A 15335-nucleotide genomic window follows, 5' to 3' on the forward strand; every position below is an offset into this window, starting at 1 on the left:
GATTATTTAACGACTGTAATGTTTATACCATCGGAGAGCTTTGACTGCCCAGCCGTTACAATGATTTCGCCTGCTGACAAACCGGATATTACCTGAATTTTGTTTTCAAGCATTTTACCAAGACTCACCTTGCGCTTGAAAGCCTTGCGTTTGTCACGATCGGATACATATATATAGCTCTGGTTATCAGTGTCACGTACGATCAATTCTACCGGTACGAGAATGCCTGTTTCATTTTGATTTCCGGCAAGCTTTACTTCCGCGATCATACCCGGGCGTATAAGCATACCGTTGTTTTCAATCTCTATTTTTATTGTAAAGGCCCGTGATGTGGCATCCGCTATAGCGCCTACTTCTGTTACTTTTCCGGTGAAATTTTTATTCAAGGCCGCAATGCTGATCTCTGCAGATTGACCCAGCTTGATCTGGTGTAATTCTCCTTCAGGTATAAATGCTGAGACGGTAACATTTTTTATGTCCGCCACAACAAACAGGGGCGTGCCGGCAGCGATGATCTCGCCAACCTCCACCTGCTTGTTTAATAGTATACCCGTTAGCGGTGAGTATAGCTTTGTGTCGGTGAGGTTCTTTTGTTGGAGCTTTTGCTGAAGATCAGCTTGCTGCCATGAAAAAGAAGCCTGTGTATAGTCGCTTTCACTTACACTGCCTTGTTTATACATCCGGGCAAGTCGGTCGAGCTCATCTTTTGTTGCATCCGCTTGTACCGTTGAAAGCTTTTGAGCAAGGGTATAATTTGTAGGTTCGAGTTGTGATAGTAGCTGGCCTTGTGTTATAAGTTCACCTTCTTTTTTGGCGATATATTCAACCTTGCCAGGTACCAGAAAGCCTAGCCTTACCGTTGTTTTGCCTTCGATGGTTCCACTCAGCGAGATCGTGCCGGATATTTTTTGTGTAGCGATTGTTCGCACTTCTACAGCGACAGCGCTGTCTTGATCTGCCTGTGGTTGTTCCCGATTACCAGTGCAGGAGGCAATGAGAAGCATGACCAAAAGAAAGGGAGTGTATTTCATATAGTATATATTTATTGGTGATAAAGTGTTGTGTAGAGCGGTTTGTTTACAGACAGGTGAATTGTTGTTCCTGGATAATGATCGGTCCGGTATGGAGAAATTCAATAGTTGCTTTTGATTCTTCCGTGAATGCAGTACTACCAGAAATAATGAATACTATTGCCGGTATAGTGTTGGCATTGATAACAGCCTCTATTGCTTCGCGATTCAGTATATAGGTAGGGGCTGTTGCTAAACGCTCATAGCTTATGTAAAGCCTGGTAGGAAAGTGCCGCTCCAGGAAGTTAAACTCTTTATGGAAAGCAAAATTTTCGCGCGAATGGTAAAGGACCGTTATAGCGGTTAGGGGTGATCTTGCAAGGGTTTCTTTCAGTCGTGGAAACACGGACGCCATTCCTGCTTCATCTGTAATATATACCTGGTGATTGTTCATTGCTTCGTTGGTATCTCTTTGTTTTCCTGAACAAAGGAAGTAACAAGATTTGATCGCTTTTTTAATATATATTAAAAAGCAAAAAAAGATGTGTGGGTTTAATTTCAGACGTGTATATATAATGCAGAGCAAAGGCTTATACACTGTCATTCATAACAAGCTATACATGCATAGGCTGCTTCCATTTCGAGGAATGAAAGCAGTCTATGCTGGCTGATTTTTGTTTGAAACGACTATGTATATATGATGCGAACAGCGTATTGCTATATCGTTAAGGAAGTGACTTCGTATATAGTGGTTTCTATGGCCTTGCCGCGCAGTGCCAGTTGCAAAGTTTGTGACGCAGAGAAGTTATCTGTTTCCGTAAGCCATCCGGCTACAGGTGATGATACCAATAGACTTTTCCTTAGTAGATTGCATTGTTCGAGCATGCGGGCGCAGGTGTTTAGTACATCTCCATGATATACAATGTCTTTTTTTACTGTACGTATTTCAGTAACGGTAACTACGCCTGTGTGAATGGCTGCTTTAAAACGGGGCGCCTCTCCAAATGTATCTGTGAAATATTTTTGCTTCTGTTCAATTAGGTTGATAAAATCGAAATATAGCTTGAGCGGAGCGAGTGTTGTTTGCGCTTTGCGTGTTGGCCACAGCAACACGGCTTCATCTCCCACAAACTGGTAAATAGTTGCATTGTGCTGATATATACCCTCCGTTAATAATTGAAAACTGCTTTCAATAAAACGGCTATATTGTGCGTGCCCTAACCGTTCTGCGATACTGGTAGATGCTTGCAAGTCGATGAACAAGAAGGTTAGGTCTTCTTCTACGGGCCTGCTATATTTACCCAACAAGGCTCCTATAATTGCTTGAGGACCTAAGTAGTCACATATTGTTTTGATCATGTTAAGCAGTATGCTGAAGAGTATCAGGTACAGGAATACAGAAAGGAATATTTCGGTTTGAAGAAATTCCGGTATAGACTGAAGTGACAAAGTCAATGATTTGTTTTCGATGAGCAGCGAGAAGAGTATAAATATAAGAATACATCCTGTCGTTATCATAAGGATAATGATGCTGTACTTGTAAAGTATAAATCTACGGAAGGGATAACTTTCCCACCGGGTGAAGATATTTATCTCCATGAATGCTATGCCCATGGCAACAAGCAACCCCATGCAAGTAGAAAGCGGGAGTAATGCCTGCTGAGCTTGAAGATTAACTTCGTTCAGTTCTTTTAGTCCCAGCATTTTGAGAAGAACAAAAAGATTCGCCCCAGCTACATACGCTACAATTAATACAAGCAAATAGGTTCGATTGGCTTTCCTTGCGTAGTTGTTTACTCCATCTTTCATGAATTGCCTTTCTACTTTAGCAGTAGCAAAGGAAGTAATAAGGAAGGGCGGGTTTTTTAATATATATTAAAAAAGGAATCGGAGGGAACGGAATTTACCGCCTGGCCCGGATTACGCTTAACGTTTGCTGTGTTATACCGAGATAAGAGGCGATAAGACCGAGCGGAGCGCGCAGCAGTATCTCCGGATACATTTCCATCATGGTACTATAGCGTTGCTCAGCTGTTTGAAATTGAAGTGATTCCAGTTTGATAGCGAAAATATTCAACGTGTCGATTGCTGCGTGAAAAAGCATTTGCTGAAGAGCCGGTATCCGGATAGACATGGCTTCCAGTTCATGATATGGAATTACCTTTACAATGGAGTCTTCCAACGCTTCCCATCCATAAGGTTCAGGTTTACCGTAGAATACACTGTTTAACGGAGTTGTGAATGAGCCTGCATCAAAAAAGAACTGCGTGATATCCCGTTCATCTTTATAGTAAAACGTGCGGATAAGCCCTTTTTCAATAAAATATACTTTTGATGTAAAACTGCCGGGCTTTATCAGGAGGGACCCTTTGCTATAGGACTCTGTCTTGAATGCAGCGGCTATATCGGCACACACGTCCAGATCGAGTTTAACCTTCGAGGTAATGTAGGACAGCAGTTCCATGATGTTGTTACTTGCTGCAAGTTAAGTAAATCGTTGATACTAATATGGGGGACGCAATGATTGGGCGTAAGACCGTGGCCGATTGAACAAGTATAGCTTGTATCTATACATGCATTAAAAAGAAAAGCCGCATCTTGAAGACACGGCTTTTTATACTATTTCTGATTATTAAAAATTAGTCTCTGTACAGCACAGCCTTCACTGCTTTAACAGTTCTTTCTACGTTCGGTAAAATTGCCTGAATCAGTGTAGGAGCATACGGGAGCGGAACATCCATACTATTGATACGATGGATAGGAGCATCCAGATAATCAAAAGCATGCTTCTGTACATGATAGGTTATCTCCGTAGCGATAGATGATAATGGCCATGCTTCCTCTACAATTACCAGGCGGTTTGTTTTCTTTACAGATTCAACCACCGTTGCATAATCGATCGGGCGAACCGAGCGAAGATCGATCACTTCAGCAGATATACCTTCTTTTTCTAATTCAGCGGCAGCAGCTAAAGCTACTTTCATAATCTTACCAAATGAAACGATGGTAACATCAGTACCCGCTTTCTTAATATCGGCAAGACCGATCGGAATGATATACTCTTCAGCAGGTACCTCTCCCTTGTCGCCATACATTACTTCAGACTCCATGAAGATAACCGGATCGTTATCACGAATGGAAGCCTTTAAAAGACCTTTCGCATCATAAGGATTTGAAGGTACTACTACTTTTAGCCCAGGGCAGTTTGCATACCAGTTCTCGAAGTTCTGTGAGTGCTGTGCTCCAAGTTGACCTGCATTACCAGTTGGTCCGCGGAATACCATCGGAGCGCTATACTGGCCTGCAGACATAGAATATATTTTAGCAGCAGAGTTAATAACCTGATCGATGGCAACCAGTGAAAAGTTGAATGTCATGAATTCAACGATCGGTCGCAGCCCATTCATGGCAGCCCCTACACCTATACCAGCAAAGCCAAGTTCTGAAATAGGAGTGTCCAGCACACGCTCAGGACCAAATTCTGCCAGCATACCCTGGCTCACTTTGTAGGCACCGTTGTATTCGGCAACTTCTTCACCCATCAGTATAACACTGGGGTCTCTGCGCATTTCTTCGCTGAGGGCCTCGCGCAAGGCCTCTCTGAACTGGATTTCTCTCATGTCGGTATTTTGAAAAGCGTGTAAAAATAGTATCCGGGGAGGGATTGGGCAAATAAAAAACCCTTCCGATCATTCGGAAGGGTTTTCTACCTATTGTTATTCCAATGAGATTCTGTTATTTCAATGCGTTTCTGAAAGATTCAGTAGCTGAAAATTTCGCGAACTCAAGGTCGCTAAGAGCAGCTTCTTTCAAAGATGGATCAGTTTTAACAGCTTCTGTCAGGTGACTAACCACACCGTCTGCCTGACCTAATCTTGCAGAAGCTACAGCAGCACCGTAGTGAGCGATAGCAAGGTTGCTGTTTTTGCTGATAGCTTCGTTAAAAGAAGTCAAAGCGTTTTGGTAATCTTTATTCAATACTTGTGCTAAACCTTTGTTGAACAGGTTGTCTGCGTTGTCTGTAGCATTAGATTCAGAGCTAACGGCTGCAGCGTACTGAGCTTTTACAATTTCAGTAGCACCTTTCACACCGTTTACACCAGCAGCGTTATCGCCTGTTAAACCAGCGCTAAGCGCCTGGCTTGCATGTGTGTAAGCAGCATATGCGTTGCCTTTCAACAATGATACAGAAGCAAGGTTAGCGTGAACTTCAGGAGCTTCGTTCAATTTAACAGCAAGGTCTAATTGAGCCTGAGCTTTGTCAGCTAGAGCAGCAGCATTGCTAGGATTTTCGATAGCCTGAGCGATGTAAACAGCGCCTAAGTTATTGTGAGCATTCCAGTTAGAGCCTTTTTTAGTAGCAGCTTCGTAGATTGCAGCTTTCTCATCTAAAGAAGGAGTAAGCGTAGCAGCATACATCAATTCTTCGAAAGAAAGTGTATCAGCGCTTACTGAATTTTGTGTTACTTGTTTTGCTAAAACAGAGATCTCAGCATCTGTCTTCTTCTCTTTTACGACAAGAATTTCAGTTTTTGCAGTTCTCAATTTAGGATATACATCTTTGAAGATCTTCTTGTAAGTCTTCAAGCCTTTCATTTGTTTTTCCTGATCTTCGAAAGTACCACCACCGTTGATGATGTTCAGGTATTCTGCTTTCTCTTCAGAAGAGATGCCAGTGTAAGCTTCCAATTCAACTTTGAATTGTGCCCAGTCCTGGATTACAGGCTTCAGGATGAACTGAATAGAATCAGCTTTACCTTTGTAATCGTACTTCTTCATTTCCTTACGGTAGAATTTTTCGATCTCAGCAGCACGATCCGGAGACAGTTTGCTGTTGATACGCTCAGCACCTTCAGGTGAGTGGGTACCAGTGATCGTTACCGTACGGGTAGCATTTTTAGAAGCGATGAACGCATCTAACTGCTTGCCTTTAGGGCTTTTAATTTCAGATGTTCTCAGTACTGATCTACCTTGTTCGAAGATGAAATCAGGAATTACAACTGGAACAAGTTCTTCCTGGTTGTTATAACCATGACCTGCGTAAGCTGCAAAATATACTGGCTTAACAAGTTTAGAAGTAGTGATTACTCCTGTCGCTACAGGAAGACGTGGAGATGCTTTTGATTTCTCACCTTTAGAAGCAACACCTTCAACTTCCAATGTACCAGTCTTCATAGCAGGCTGATAAGCAAATGAGAAGCTTTTTGTAACTTTAGGTTGTTCGGTCTTGCTATTAGGATAATCTTCAGCTTTGAATGGAATAGGATCCAGAGCAAGTTCTTTATCTCCGTATTTGTAGAAGCTGTTTACTGTATAAACAGTACCTTTCTTCAACATTTTAACAGGGAGATTAGCGGCCATTTCGAAGGCCACAGTGTCTTTGTGAACTTCCAGAGGATTGGGTGTAACAGTGAGTTGCTGATCTTTCGACATCTTCACCATCTTGGGCAACGTACATCCCGCAAGGGTCAATGTACTGAGGACCAGACATGAGTAAACTACTTTTCTCATTGGATTGTGGTTTATTGTTTGATTTTAAACAGGTTGCAAAACTATACTTATGTGTATTTTTTTGCAATTATACTCAAAAAAATAAGATGAGAGGGGTAATAATAAGGGACTGAGGCTGTTATATTTGTAAGCCGGATTTTTGTTCGATAAATCAACTTTTTGACAAGTTGAAAGTTTAAATGCGAAGACACTATGAACCAATTAACCGATAAAATCCAGCATTTCTTTGAAAGACAAGCTTTCGGAGTATGCACACATCTGGGCGAAAAGCTGGGAGTAGCGACTTCCAGTATCCGTTTATTCTTTATTTATACATCCTTTATAACGTTCGGCTCTCCGCTGATCGTATATCTTTCCCTGGCTTTTGTGATGAATATGCGCAAACATCTGCGTAAGCGTAAACCTATTTGGGACTATTAATTGATCTTTCGCTTGCCGCGGAGGAAGAAGTCCACGATGATCATTCCCGGATATATCATGGTCTTTATATAATGAGGGTAGTGTTCACGCAATTCCTGACGCTTCCGCCAGTTGTTCGATATACTATTTATAAAACTCCAGTGAGCCTTTATCACTGCGCCTGCATTTCCAGTCTTTCCCTTAAATAGATAATTAAGAGCTGCCAGTAAATCCAAAGCAATCCGTAACGGAAACTTATAGAGCAATTCTCCCGTGTCGAAATGTTTGAAGATAAGCGATAGGCCATTTCTGAAATTAAGATATGTCTTTTTCGGATTGTCGTATCCCAAAGTACCAGCCCCTACATGGTACACCGTGCTATTGCCGCAATAGTATATTTGTTGCTGATCACGCTGAAGTTTCCAGCAGAGATCGATCTCTTCCATGTGAGCAAAGAAATCTTCATCAAGGCCGTTGAACTGATGATATACTTTTGAGCGAATCATGAGGCACGCACCGGTTGCCCAGAATACCTGGCGCACATCGTTATACTGCCCTTTATCTTCTTCTACATAATCAAAGATCCTTCCACGACAGAACGGATATCCTAATGTATCTATATATCCCCCTGCAGCTCCTGCATATTCAAATAAGTGTCGATGATGATAGGAGAGAATCTTAGGGTGCACTGCAGCAATTGTCGGATTTGTATCCAGTAGATTGATCATCGGCTGCAGCCACCCCGTTGTGACTTCTATATCTGAATTCAGAAGTATATAGTAGTCGGCTTTCACTTGCTGAAGTGCACGGTTATACCCGCCACAAAAACCATAGTTACGATCGAGCCGGATGATTCGGATCGTTGGGAATTCGTTTTCAAGGATGGAGACGGACTGGTCGGTTGAAGCGTTATCGGCAACAATAATTTCCGCTCCTGTAGAATGTGTAATAACAGAGGGGAGAAACTGTCTTAGAAATTTCTCCCCGTTGTAATTCAGAATGACGACTGCCGTCTGACTCATCCCATCAGGCCGCCTAGATCTAAGCCTGGAATGTTGGGCAGTAAACCTTCGGTGCTTTTACGTAATTCTTCTTTCGCCAGAATCTCAGCTTCATCCGATGCTTTATTAACAGCGGCAACAATGAGATCCTGTACAATTATTTTATCATCGCCTTTCAATAGAGAAGGGTCGATGTCTAATGCTACTAATTGCTTTTTACCATTCACAGTTGCCTTTACCATGCCGGCACCAGCTTCGCCTTGTGCGCGCACGTTAACAAGACTATCCTGCGCTTCTTTCATTCGGGCTTGAACTTCTTTCATCTTGCCCATCATTTTCATCATGTCAAACATAAGGTACGATTTACGAGGTACGAATTTGAAAGGTCAAAAATACAAATTGTAAATTCGATTTACGAAGTCGCTTGCACTTGGTTGTTGTGCTTACGTCTTGTTTATTTTTTATGAATCAGGAATATCGCGCCTGAACGTTCGAAGGTTTTTCCGGTAAGGTCAGTGATCGTTGCTTTAAAAACATAAGTGCCCTCGGGCATGAGCGCCCCCTTGTAGGTGCCATCCCAACCAGCTCCATCAATATCTTCAGTGGTATACATCATCTCGCCCCAGCGATTAAAAATCCCCATTTCAAACTTCGTAACAAATTGTCCGAAGACTGTAAAGGTATCATTGAGCCCATCGTTGTTGGGTGTAAAGCCGGTTGGATAAAATATATTCGGACGCTTGATCATCTCCAGCGTGTTCGATACGGATTGAGTTATCGTGCCATCATTCGCGTAAGCATAAATAATATATCGGTATACCTGGTTTACAAGATCCTGTCCATTGTCTGCGTAACTTGTGTTTGAGCCTGCATCGATCGTTTGAAGCAATTCACCATTTGCATTATACTTTTCAATGAAGTAATTCTTAACACCACCCGTCCAGCCGGTATAAGGTGTCCAACTGATGTTGATGGCATTGTCACCTTGAACATTTCCGGTTAAGGCTAAAGGACATGCTTCCAAACTCTGTAGGCTTTTATTGTTGCAGGCATCTGTATACTGTATCTTATAGCAAGAGCCTGAGCCGGTACTATATTGATCATCCGTAAAGTTTGTTTGTGTAGTGGTACTGCGCGGAGTATAGCTTCCGTTCTCAGATTTAAGTATAGTATACTCCGCGGCATTGAAAGCCGGGTCCTGCACCCAGGAGAGTTGCACGGAATTGCCCGCAGGATTTACAGCAGCACTGATGTTTTGTATAGCAGCGGGTATATCGGTTGAGAATGCTGTTACCGTTTTGGGTAACGAAAGACTTTTAACATTGCCGGGATAGTTGGACTCCAGCCTATAGGTATATGAAGTGCCGCACACTACATCGGTATCACTATACGCACGCAGGCTGGCAGCGAGCGTTGGTGTTAAAGCGGCACTGTTTTTTACAACCGTAAAACTGGCAAGCGGATGTGCTCCCGAGGCAGTAGCTGTATTCCATGTTAAATTGTTCTGATTGTTTTGCGCGGCCACATCAAAGTTTGTACTGCATACTATCGGTGAACTGGCAGCCACATTATTGCCACAAGGATTATAAGTATCTACCCGGAAGCAATAAAAATTATCGTCCGGTCTGATGTTCGGAATGGTCTCTGTAAGCGTTGCTGCCGCGGGACTATATATCGTTTTATACTGTTGGAAGCTCGTAGCGTTGTTGGTGCCAATCATGAGCCGGTATTGGATGGAAGGATCTGAGGCGAAATCAACTTTCACATCCGTGGTGTTTAGTACCTCGACCTGTGAAATCTTAGCCGCTGGTAATACGGCAGCCACCGTTACAGGCAATGTATTGCTCACGCAGTTATCAGCAGTACCCGGACCGTTGTAACCGCGCACAGAAACGTTGCGTACAGAAGATGTAGCATACGTATGAATATCCGTAGCAGAATTCGCGGGCTTTGTTACTTCGGCTGTAGCATCGTTATAGTTGAAAATATAGTAAGCATAGTTACTCTCCGTCACCTTCACAGATACTTGATTGCCATTGCATGAATAGGGTTCAAATGCCGGAGGTTCATTGGCTGTTATGGAAACAGGTATACTATCGTTATCAACAGTGGTGGTAGAGTATATAATTTTTAATTTGAAATTTCCGGCAGTGGGGTAGTTGGCTATATCACCATTCACAAAAGGCTGGCCAGGGCGACCGTCTCCGTAATCAATAACGCAAAAAATACCACCGCTCCCACACGCAGGTAATACGTTGTGTGTTACCTGAATGTTTAATCCGGTACAACCTTTGACTTCATTAACAGTGAATTTACTATTGGTACTGGTATATTGACACCAGCCCTTCCAGGAGATGAGCAGACCTACTATAAACAGAATACATACTTTGCCTCTCATGCGGGATAATTAACCGGGAATTTCTTTAAAAACATTTCCGCCTTTTTAATGTCATTGTGTAATACGCGGTCATCTTCAATAAACGGAACATGATCGCGGAAAGTATGAACAAACTCTTCAAGATAAGCAGAAGTTTTTAAAGGCCTGCGAAACATGAGTGCCTGTGCAGCAGTAATGAGTTCGATGGCCAGAATAGAGTAAAGATTGTTGACAATCCGGTACGCTTTTGTAGCAGCATTTGCCCCCATGCTCACGTGGTCTTCCTGTCCATTCGATGATACAATCGAATCAACAGAAGCCGGTGATGCAAGCTGTTTGTTCTGACTCACCAGGGATGCAGCAGTATATTGTGGAATCATTAATCCGGAATTGATACCCGGATTTGCTACGAGGTAATTTGGAAGATCGCGAACACCTGAAATAAGCTGGTAAGTTCTGCGCTCGGATATATTTCCTAACTCTGACAATGCTATAGATAGGAAATCCAATGCCAGTGCAAGCGGCTGTCCGTGAAAGTTACCTGCAGAGACAATCATGTCATCATCCGGAAAAACATTGGGATTATCCGTAACACTATTCACCTCAGTGAGCATAACATTTGTAACATACCCTATAGCATCTGCACTCGCACCATGTACTTGTGGAATACATCTGAAAGAATATGGATCCTGTACATGCTTCTTGGGTTGAACGATGAGTTCACTGCCTTCCAAAAGTTTTTGTATTGCTGCGGCTACCTTTACTTGTCCGGCTTGCGGACGAATGGCATGCACTTGTTGCAGGTACGGTTCGATGCGTCCGTCAAAAGCATCGAGCGAAAGCGCTGCTATAACATTAGTGAGATGCATCAGCCGGTGGGCGTGCAATGTACACCATGTTCCATAGGCACTCATAAACTGTGTGCCATTCAATAGCGCTAATCCTTCTTTCGCCTGAAAATGTATAGCAGACCAATTGAAACGCTGATTGATATCTGATCCGGATAACCGATCGTTGTTATAGTATACTTCTCCCAATCCTATCAATGGCAATGAAAGATGCGCAAGTGGAGCGAGGTCACCGGAAGCACCTAATGAACCGGCCTCATATATAACCGGAAATATATTCTCATTGAACATGTTCAGCAGCCGTTCCGTTGTAACGAGCTGTACACCGGAATACCCGTATGCCAATGACTGTACCTTTAGAAAAAGCATCAGCTTCACAATCTCGGAAGGCACTTCGGGGCCGGTACCACAGGCATGTGACTTCACGAGATTTTCCTGGAGCTTCTCTAGCTGATCATGCGAAATGTTTCGATTATAGAGCGAGCCAAAACCTGTGTTGATACCATATATAGGCGCACGCGATGTTTCCAGTTTTTGATCGAGGTATTCGCGGCAGCGAATTATTTTATGCTTAGCTTCTTCGGAAAGTTGCAGCGTAATTTCTCCGGCCAGAACCGATGAAAGGTCGTGAAGCGTGAGTTGCTTACCGGATATGAAATGTACTGCCATGATATATAGTATCAGATTTTAAAAGTAAAGTTTAAGGCCGACAGTAACCAGTACCTTAACCTGAAGCTGAATCTTAATTTATAGTTTGGAGATGATTTGATCTATGGTAAGTTTCTCCTGCTCGCCTTTCTCCATGTTCTTAATGGCTAGTTCGCCGCTTTTAACTTCCTCTGATCCAATCACGATCGTATACGGAATACTCTTTTTGTTGGCAAAGTCGAGTTGCTTTTTTAGTTTGGATTGATCGGGATAGATCTCTGAAGCTATACCGGCAGCACGAAGTTTGGTAAGCACTCCCAAGCCATAATGAAAGCTCTCATCGTCAAAATGGCAGATCAATACTTTCGATGAAATCTGTGCGTCCTTTGGAAATAGTTGTAGTTCCTCCATGGCATCGTAGATGCGATCGACACCAAATGAAAAGCCAACTCCCGACAAGTTTTCTTTATCTCCAAATGCTTTTGTAAGGTTGTCGTATCGGCCACCACCGCTTACGCTACCGATGGATACGTTGTTGATCTTTACTTCGAAGATACACCCAGTATAATAGCTTAGTCCGCGGGCGAGCGCTATATCAAACTCTACATGTTCATCGGTAGCACCATAACTTTTCAGGATGTTGGATACCTCTTGCAGATCTCTCAATCCTTTCATGCCATGTTGCGTGGTGTCAAGTGTTGCAGCCAGGAAAGCGATCTTGTTTGTGAGTGATCCCTTTACATTCAGAATATGGAAAAGTGTTGTCAGACTTTTTTCATCGAAGCCTTTACCGCGCAATTCATTCTTCACACCCTCTTCACCAATCTTATCCAGCTTATCAATAGCTACGAATAGAGAAGTTTCGTTTTCTGCTTTTACATGCTCTGCTATACCCGAGAGTATACCACGGTGATTTATTTTTATAGTATAGTCTGTGATACCTATAGCCTTGAATACTTCTTTGATCATGAGAATGATCTCAGCTTCGCAGATCAGGGAATCAGTGCCCACAACATCAGCATCGCATTGATAGAACTCCCTATATCTTCCTTTTTGGGGCTTGTCAGCTCTCCATACTGGTTGTATTTGATAACGTTTAAAAGGGAAACTAATCTCGTTTCTATTCATTACGACATAGCGAGCAAATGGCACAGTCAAGTCGTAACGAAGAGCTTTATCGGACGCCATTGGAATCCAATTGGAGTTGTAAACACTTCGAAGACAATCGCAGTCTTGTAGTTGAGGATAGTGTTCTAAGAGATTCTTGTTGCTTCGAATCTTGTAAATAAGCTTGTCGCCTTCATCGCCATATTTCCCTGTAAGCGTTTTTACACTTTCCATGGCGGGAGTTTCCAGTGGCTGAAAACCATATTTCTGAAATACCTTTTTTATGTTCTCGAAAATGAATTGGCGCTTAGCCATTACAGCCGGCCCGAAATCGCGTGTTCCTTTAGGTAATGTTGGTTTTTCCATAATGTGGCCGCAAAGCTAAACAGGAAATTGAGGAATTGAAGGACGATGGTTTGAAATCCATGACACAAAGAACACAGAGGAGCCACAGAGAAGCACGAAAGGATTTTCTTGGTGGACCTTTGTGTTTTTCTTCGCGAACTCGGTGTAATGGATTTAATAAAAAAATAGATTAACACTTTGCAATTCAGAAAAACGAGGTTATTTTTGCGCTCCTTTTAAAGAATAGTGCCATGGCCGTAACAAGACTTAAGAGAAAAAACCGTAAAGATAAAGCGAAATCAGCTGTAAGACGCCAATCGCTTAAAATCCAGAATGCTAAACCGGTTATCAAGAACGTAGACATCGAACAGATTAAAGAAGAATTCAAAGCTAAGGCTGCGAAGAAAGCTTAATCTGGTGACAGCATAACAAGAAGCCCTGTGCATGAACGTGCAGGGCTTTTTTGTTTTCCTCCCGAATAGTAAATAGCATTGAGTTTGGTGGAGGTATACTTCCAACCTCACGTCTAACATCTAACGTCTTCATTCATGCATTTAGTAAACTGGAACGTAAACGGAATACGCTCAATCATCAAGAAGGATTTCTTAAAGGATGTCAAGGAAATGGATCCGGATATTCTTTGTTTTCAGGAAACAAAAGCTGCAGTGGAAGAGGTGCGTTCAGCACTGGAATTGTTGCCGGGCTATCATGTATATATCAATTCGTCAAAGGCACGTAAAGGCTATTCAGGTACAGCCATTCTTTCAAAAGAAGAACCGATTCAGGTAACGTATGATATGGGACAGGAAGAGCACGACCAGGAAGGACGTGTTATCACTGCTGAGTATCCTACATTTTTTCTGGTAACTGTATATACTCCGAATGCTGGCGAAGGTCTTGCGCGACTCGATTACCGCGAACGTTGGGATAAAGAGTTTAGAGAATACGTAAACTGGTTAACGCGAAGAAAGCCTGTTATTACCTGTGGTGATTTTAACGTTGCACATCAGGCCATCGACATTGCTCGTCCGAAAGAGAACTATAATAAATCTGCAGGTTATACCCAGCGTGAAATTGACGGCTTCACCCGTTTACTCGAATCGGGTTTCATCGATACCTTCAGACGCTTCTACCCGGAGCAGGTGAAATATACCTATTGGAATTACCTCTTCAATGCCCGTACAAAGAATGTAGGTTGGCGGATCGACTACTTCCTGGTATCTGAATCGTTGATCGATAAAGTAAAAGATGCGGCCATCTATAATCAGTATTTGGGGTCAGATCATTGTCCCGTAGCCCTTCAGATAGAATTGTAACTCCATCAATATTTTTTGATAGTAAAAGTATAGCAGGAATTGTATCTTGAAGAGGTTACAGTTTCTATTAATCCAAACCTCATGCTATATGCGCTATAGCCTTTTACTGTTACTCTTTTTTCCATTCCTGTCATTTTCACAGATCGGTGGGTCGGATGGCTTTTCCAATCTTCAGTCACTCGCTTCAGGTAGTGAGATGTTTCGCTCTTTCGATGACCGGTTCAAGGGAGTGGAAGGATACCCTACATTATTTGAACAGTATGTGCCAGGGAAAATTACACTGAGTCGCGGAAGAGAGGTTGTACATCCCCTGGTGAATTATGATATCTTCAGTGATGAGCTCGTAGTTAGAAGAAACAATCTGGATGTTGTTGTCTCAAGAAGTATGGTGAAGAGCTTTGTACTTTTGAATGTGGAGGACTCGCTATATTTCGTTAAAGTACAATTCAAAGACGGAGAGAAATTCTGTGAAGAGTTGCTAAAGGGAAGGTTGAAACTTTATAAGCTCAATTCTAAAAGTATAAAGCAAGCCAACCATACCGGAGCTTACAGCTCGGGGAAAGTATATAGCCAGTTTGAAGAATCGGTTACATACTATTGGCAATCTGGTGAAAGTGTTCCTGTAGAAATTAAAAACAAAAAGACATTCGTTGATGAATTAAAAGCCGCGCATGGAGTGGATGTGAGCGACTTTGTAAAAGATAATCATATCAATTTTAAAGATTCTGTAGATCTGCTTAAGATGTTCACGCATATAAACTCCCTATTATAGT

At 42.4% G+C, this 15335-nt stretch carries 15 protein-coding genes; 4 read left to right on the forward strand and 11 right to left on the reverse strand.

Annotation, left to right across the window (positions count from 1 at the left end):
• Positions 1–2: 2 nt before the first annotated feature.
• The 6 genes from B5Y40_RS05960 to B5Y40_RS05985 form a co-directional block, all read right to left on the reverse strand.
• Positions 3–1031: an efflux RND transporter periplasmic adaptor subunit gene (locus B5Y40_RS05960; protein WP_079685765.1), complete on the reverse strand. Its 1029-nt coding sequence runs from the start codon at positions 1029–1031 to the stop codon at positions 3–5.
• Positions 1032–1077: 46 nt separating this feature from the next.
• Entirely contained in the window at positions 1078–1464 is a 387-nt protein-coding gene (locus B5Y40_RS05965) for a hypothetical protein (protein WP_079685766.1), read from the reverse strand.
• Positions 1465–1727: 263 nt separating this feature from the next.
• The gene (locus tag B5Y40_RS05970; protein WP_079685767.1) at positions 1728–2819 is read right to left on the reverse strand and encodes an adenylate/guanylate cyclase domain-containing protein; all 1092 of its coding nucleotides are present in this window, start codon (positions 2817–2819) and stop codon (positions 1728–1730) included.
• A gap of 94 nt (positions 2820–2913) precedes the next feature.
• Positions 2914–3474 (reverse strand): Crp/Fnr family transcriptional regulator, encoded by a 561-nt coding sequence (locus B5Y40_RS05975; RefSeq protein ID WP_079685768.1) that lies wholly within the window; start codon positions 3472–3474, stop codon positions 2914–2916.
• A 175-nt stretch (positions 3475–3649) separates the two neighbouring features.
• The gene (locus tag B5Y40_RS05980; RefSeq protein ID WP_079685769.1) at positions 3650–4630 is read right to left on the reverse strand and encodes a pyruvate dehydrogenase complex E1 component subunit beta; all 981 of its coding nucleotides are present in this window, start codon (positions 4628–4630) and stop codon (positions 3650–3652) included.
• Positions 4631–4745: 115 nt separating this feature from the next.
• Positions 4746–6521: a tetratricopeptide repeat protein gene (locus B5Y40_RS05985; protein WP_079685770.1), complete on the reverse strand. Its 1776-nt coding sequence runs from the start codon at positions 6519–6521 to the stop codon at positions 4746–4748.
• A gap of 192 nt (positions 6522–6713) precedes the next feature.
• Here B5Y40_RS05985 and B5Y40_RS05990 point away from each other — a divergent pair, with 192 nt between their 5' ends.
• Positions 6714–6941 carry a PspC domain-containing protein gene (locus B5Y40_RS05990; protein ID WP_079685771.1) on the forward strand — a complete coding sequence of 76 codons (228 nt, stop codon included), beginning with the start codon at positions 6714–6716 and terminating at the stop codon, positions 6939–6941.
• Here B5Y40_RS05990 and B5Y40_RS05995 read toward each other — a convergent pair.
• The 5 genes from B5Y40_RS05995 to hisS all read right to left on the reverse strand — a co-directional run bounded on the left by B5Y40_RS05995 (position 6938) and on the right by hisS (position 13267).
• Positions 6938–7942, reverse strand: coding sequence for a glycosyltransferase family 2 protein (locus B5Y40_RS05995; protein ID WP_079685772.1), 1005 nt, complete (start codon positions 7940–7942; stop codon positions 6938–6940). The genes B5Y40_RS05990 and B5Y40_RS05995 overlap by 4 nt on opposite strands.
• Positions 7939–8274 carry a YbaB/EbfC family nucleoid-associated protein gene (locus tag B5Y40_RS06000; protein WP_079685773.1) on the reverse strand — a complete coding sequence of 112 codons (336 nt, stop codon included), beginning with the start codon at positions 8272–8274 and terminating at the stop codon, positions 7939–7941. The genes B5Y40_RS05995 and B5Y40_RS06000 overlap by 4 nt, the downstream gene beginning before the upstream one ends.
• Positions 8275–8375: 101 nt before the next feature.
• Complete coding sequence (locus B5Y40_RS06005; protein WP_079685774.1) at positions 8376–10319, reverse strand: T9SS type B sorting domain-containing protein; 1944 nt, start codon at positions 10317–10319, stop codon at positions 8376–8378.
• Positions 10316–11815, reverse strand: a complete 1500-nt coding sequence (gene hutH, locus B5Y40_RS06010; RefSeq protein ID WP_079685775.1) for a histidine ammonia-lyase — start codon at positions 11813–11815, stop codon at positions 10316–10318. Before hutH ends, B5Y40_RS06005 begins: the two co-directional genes overlap by 4 nt.
• A 78-nt stretch (positions 11816–11893) precedes the next feature.
• Entirely contained in the window at positions 11894–13267 is a 1374-nt protein-coding gene (hisS, locus tag B5Y40_RS06015; protein ID WP_079685776.1) for a histidine--tRNA ligase, read from the reverse strand.
• A 230-nt stretch (positions 13268–13497) separates the two neighbouring features.
• Between hisS and B5Y40_RS29765 the strand changes: the two genes are divergently transcribed.
• From B5Y40_RS29765 to B5Y40_RS06025, 3 genes are all read left to right on the forward strand, one after another.
• Positions 13498–13659 (forward strand): hypothetical protein, encoded by a 162-nt coding sequence (locus B5Y40_RS29765; RefSeq protein WP_185145720.1) that lies wholly within the window; start codon positions 13498–13500, stop codon positions 13657–13659.
• Between the two features lie 135 nt (positions 13660–13794).
• The gene (locus tag B5Y40_RS06020; protein ID WP_079685777.1) at positions 13795–14562 is read left to right on the forward strand and encodes an exodeoxyribonuclease III; all 768 of its coding nucleotides are present in this window, start codon (positions 13795–13797) and stop codon (positions 14560–14562) included.
• Positions 14563–14650: 88 nt separating this feature from the next.
• Positions 14651–15334, forward strand: coding sequence for a hypothetical protein (locus tag B5Y40_RS06025; protein WP_079685778.1), 684 nt, complete (start codon positions 14651–14653; stop codon positions 15332–15334).
• The last annotated feature ends 1 nt before the right edge of the window (position 15335 follow it).

The organism is Ohtaekwangia koreensis (genome assembly GCF_900167975.1).
Lineage (GTDB): Bacteria > Bacteroidota > Bacteroidia > Cytophagales > Cyclobacteriaceae > Ohtaekwangia > Ohtaekwangia koreensis.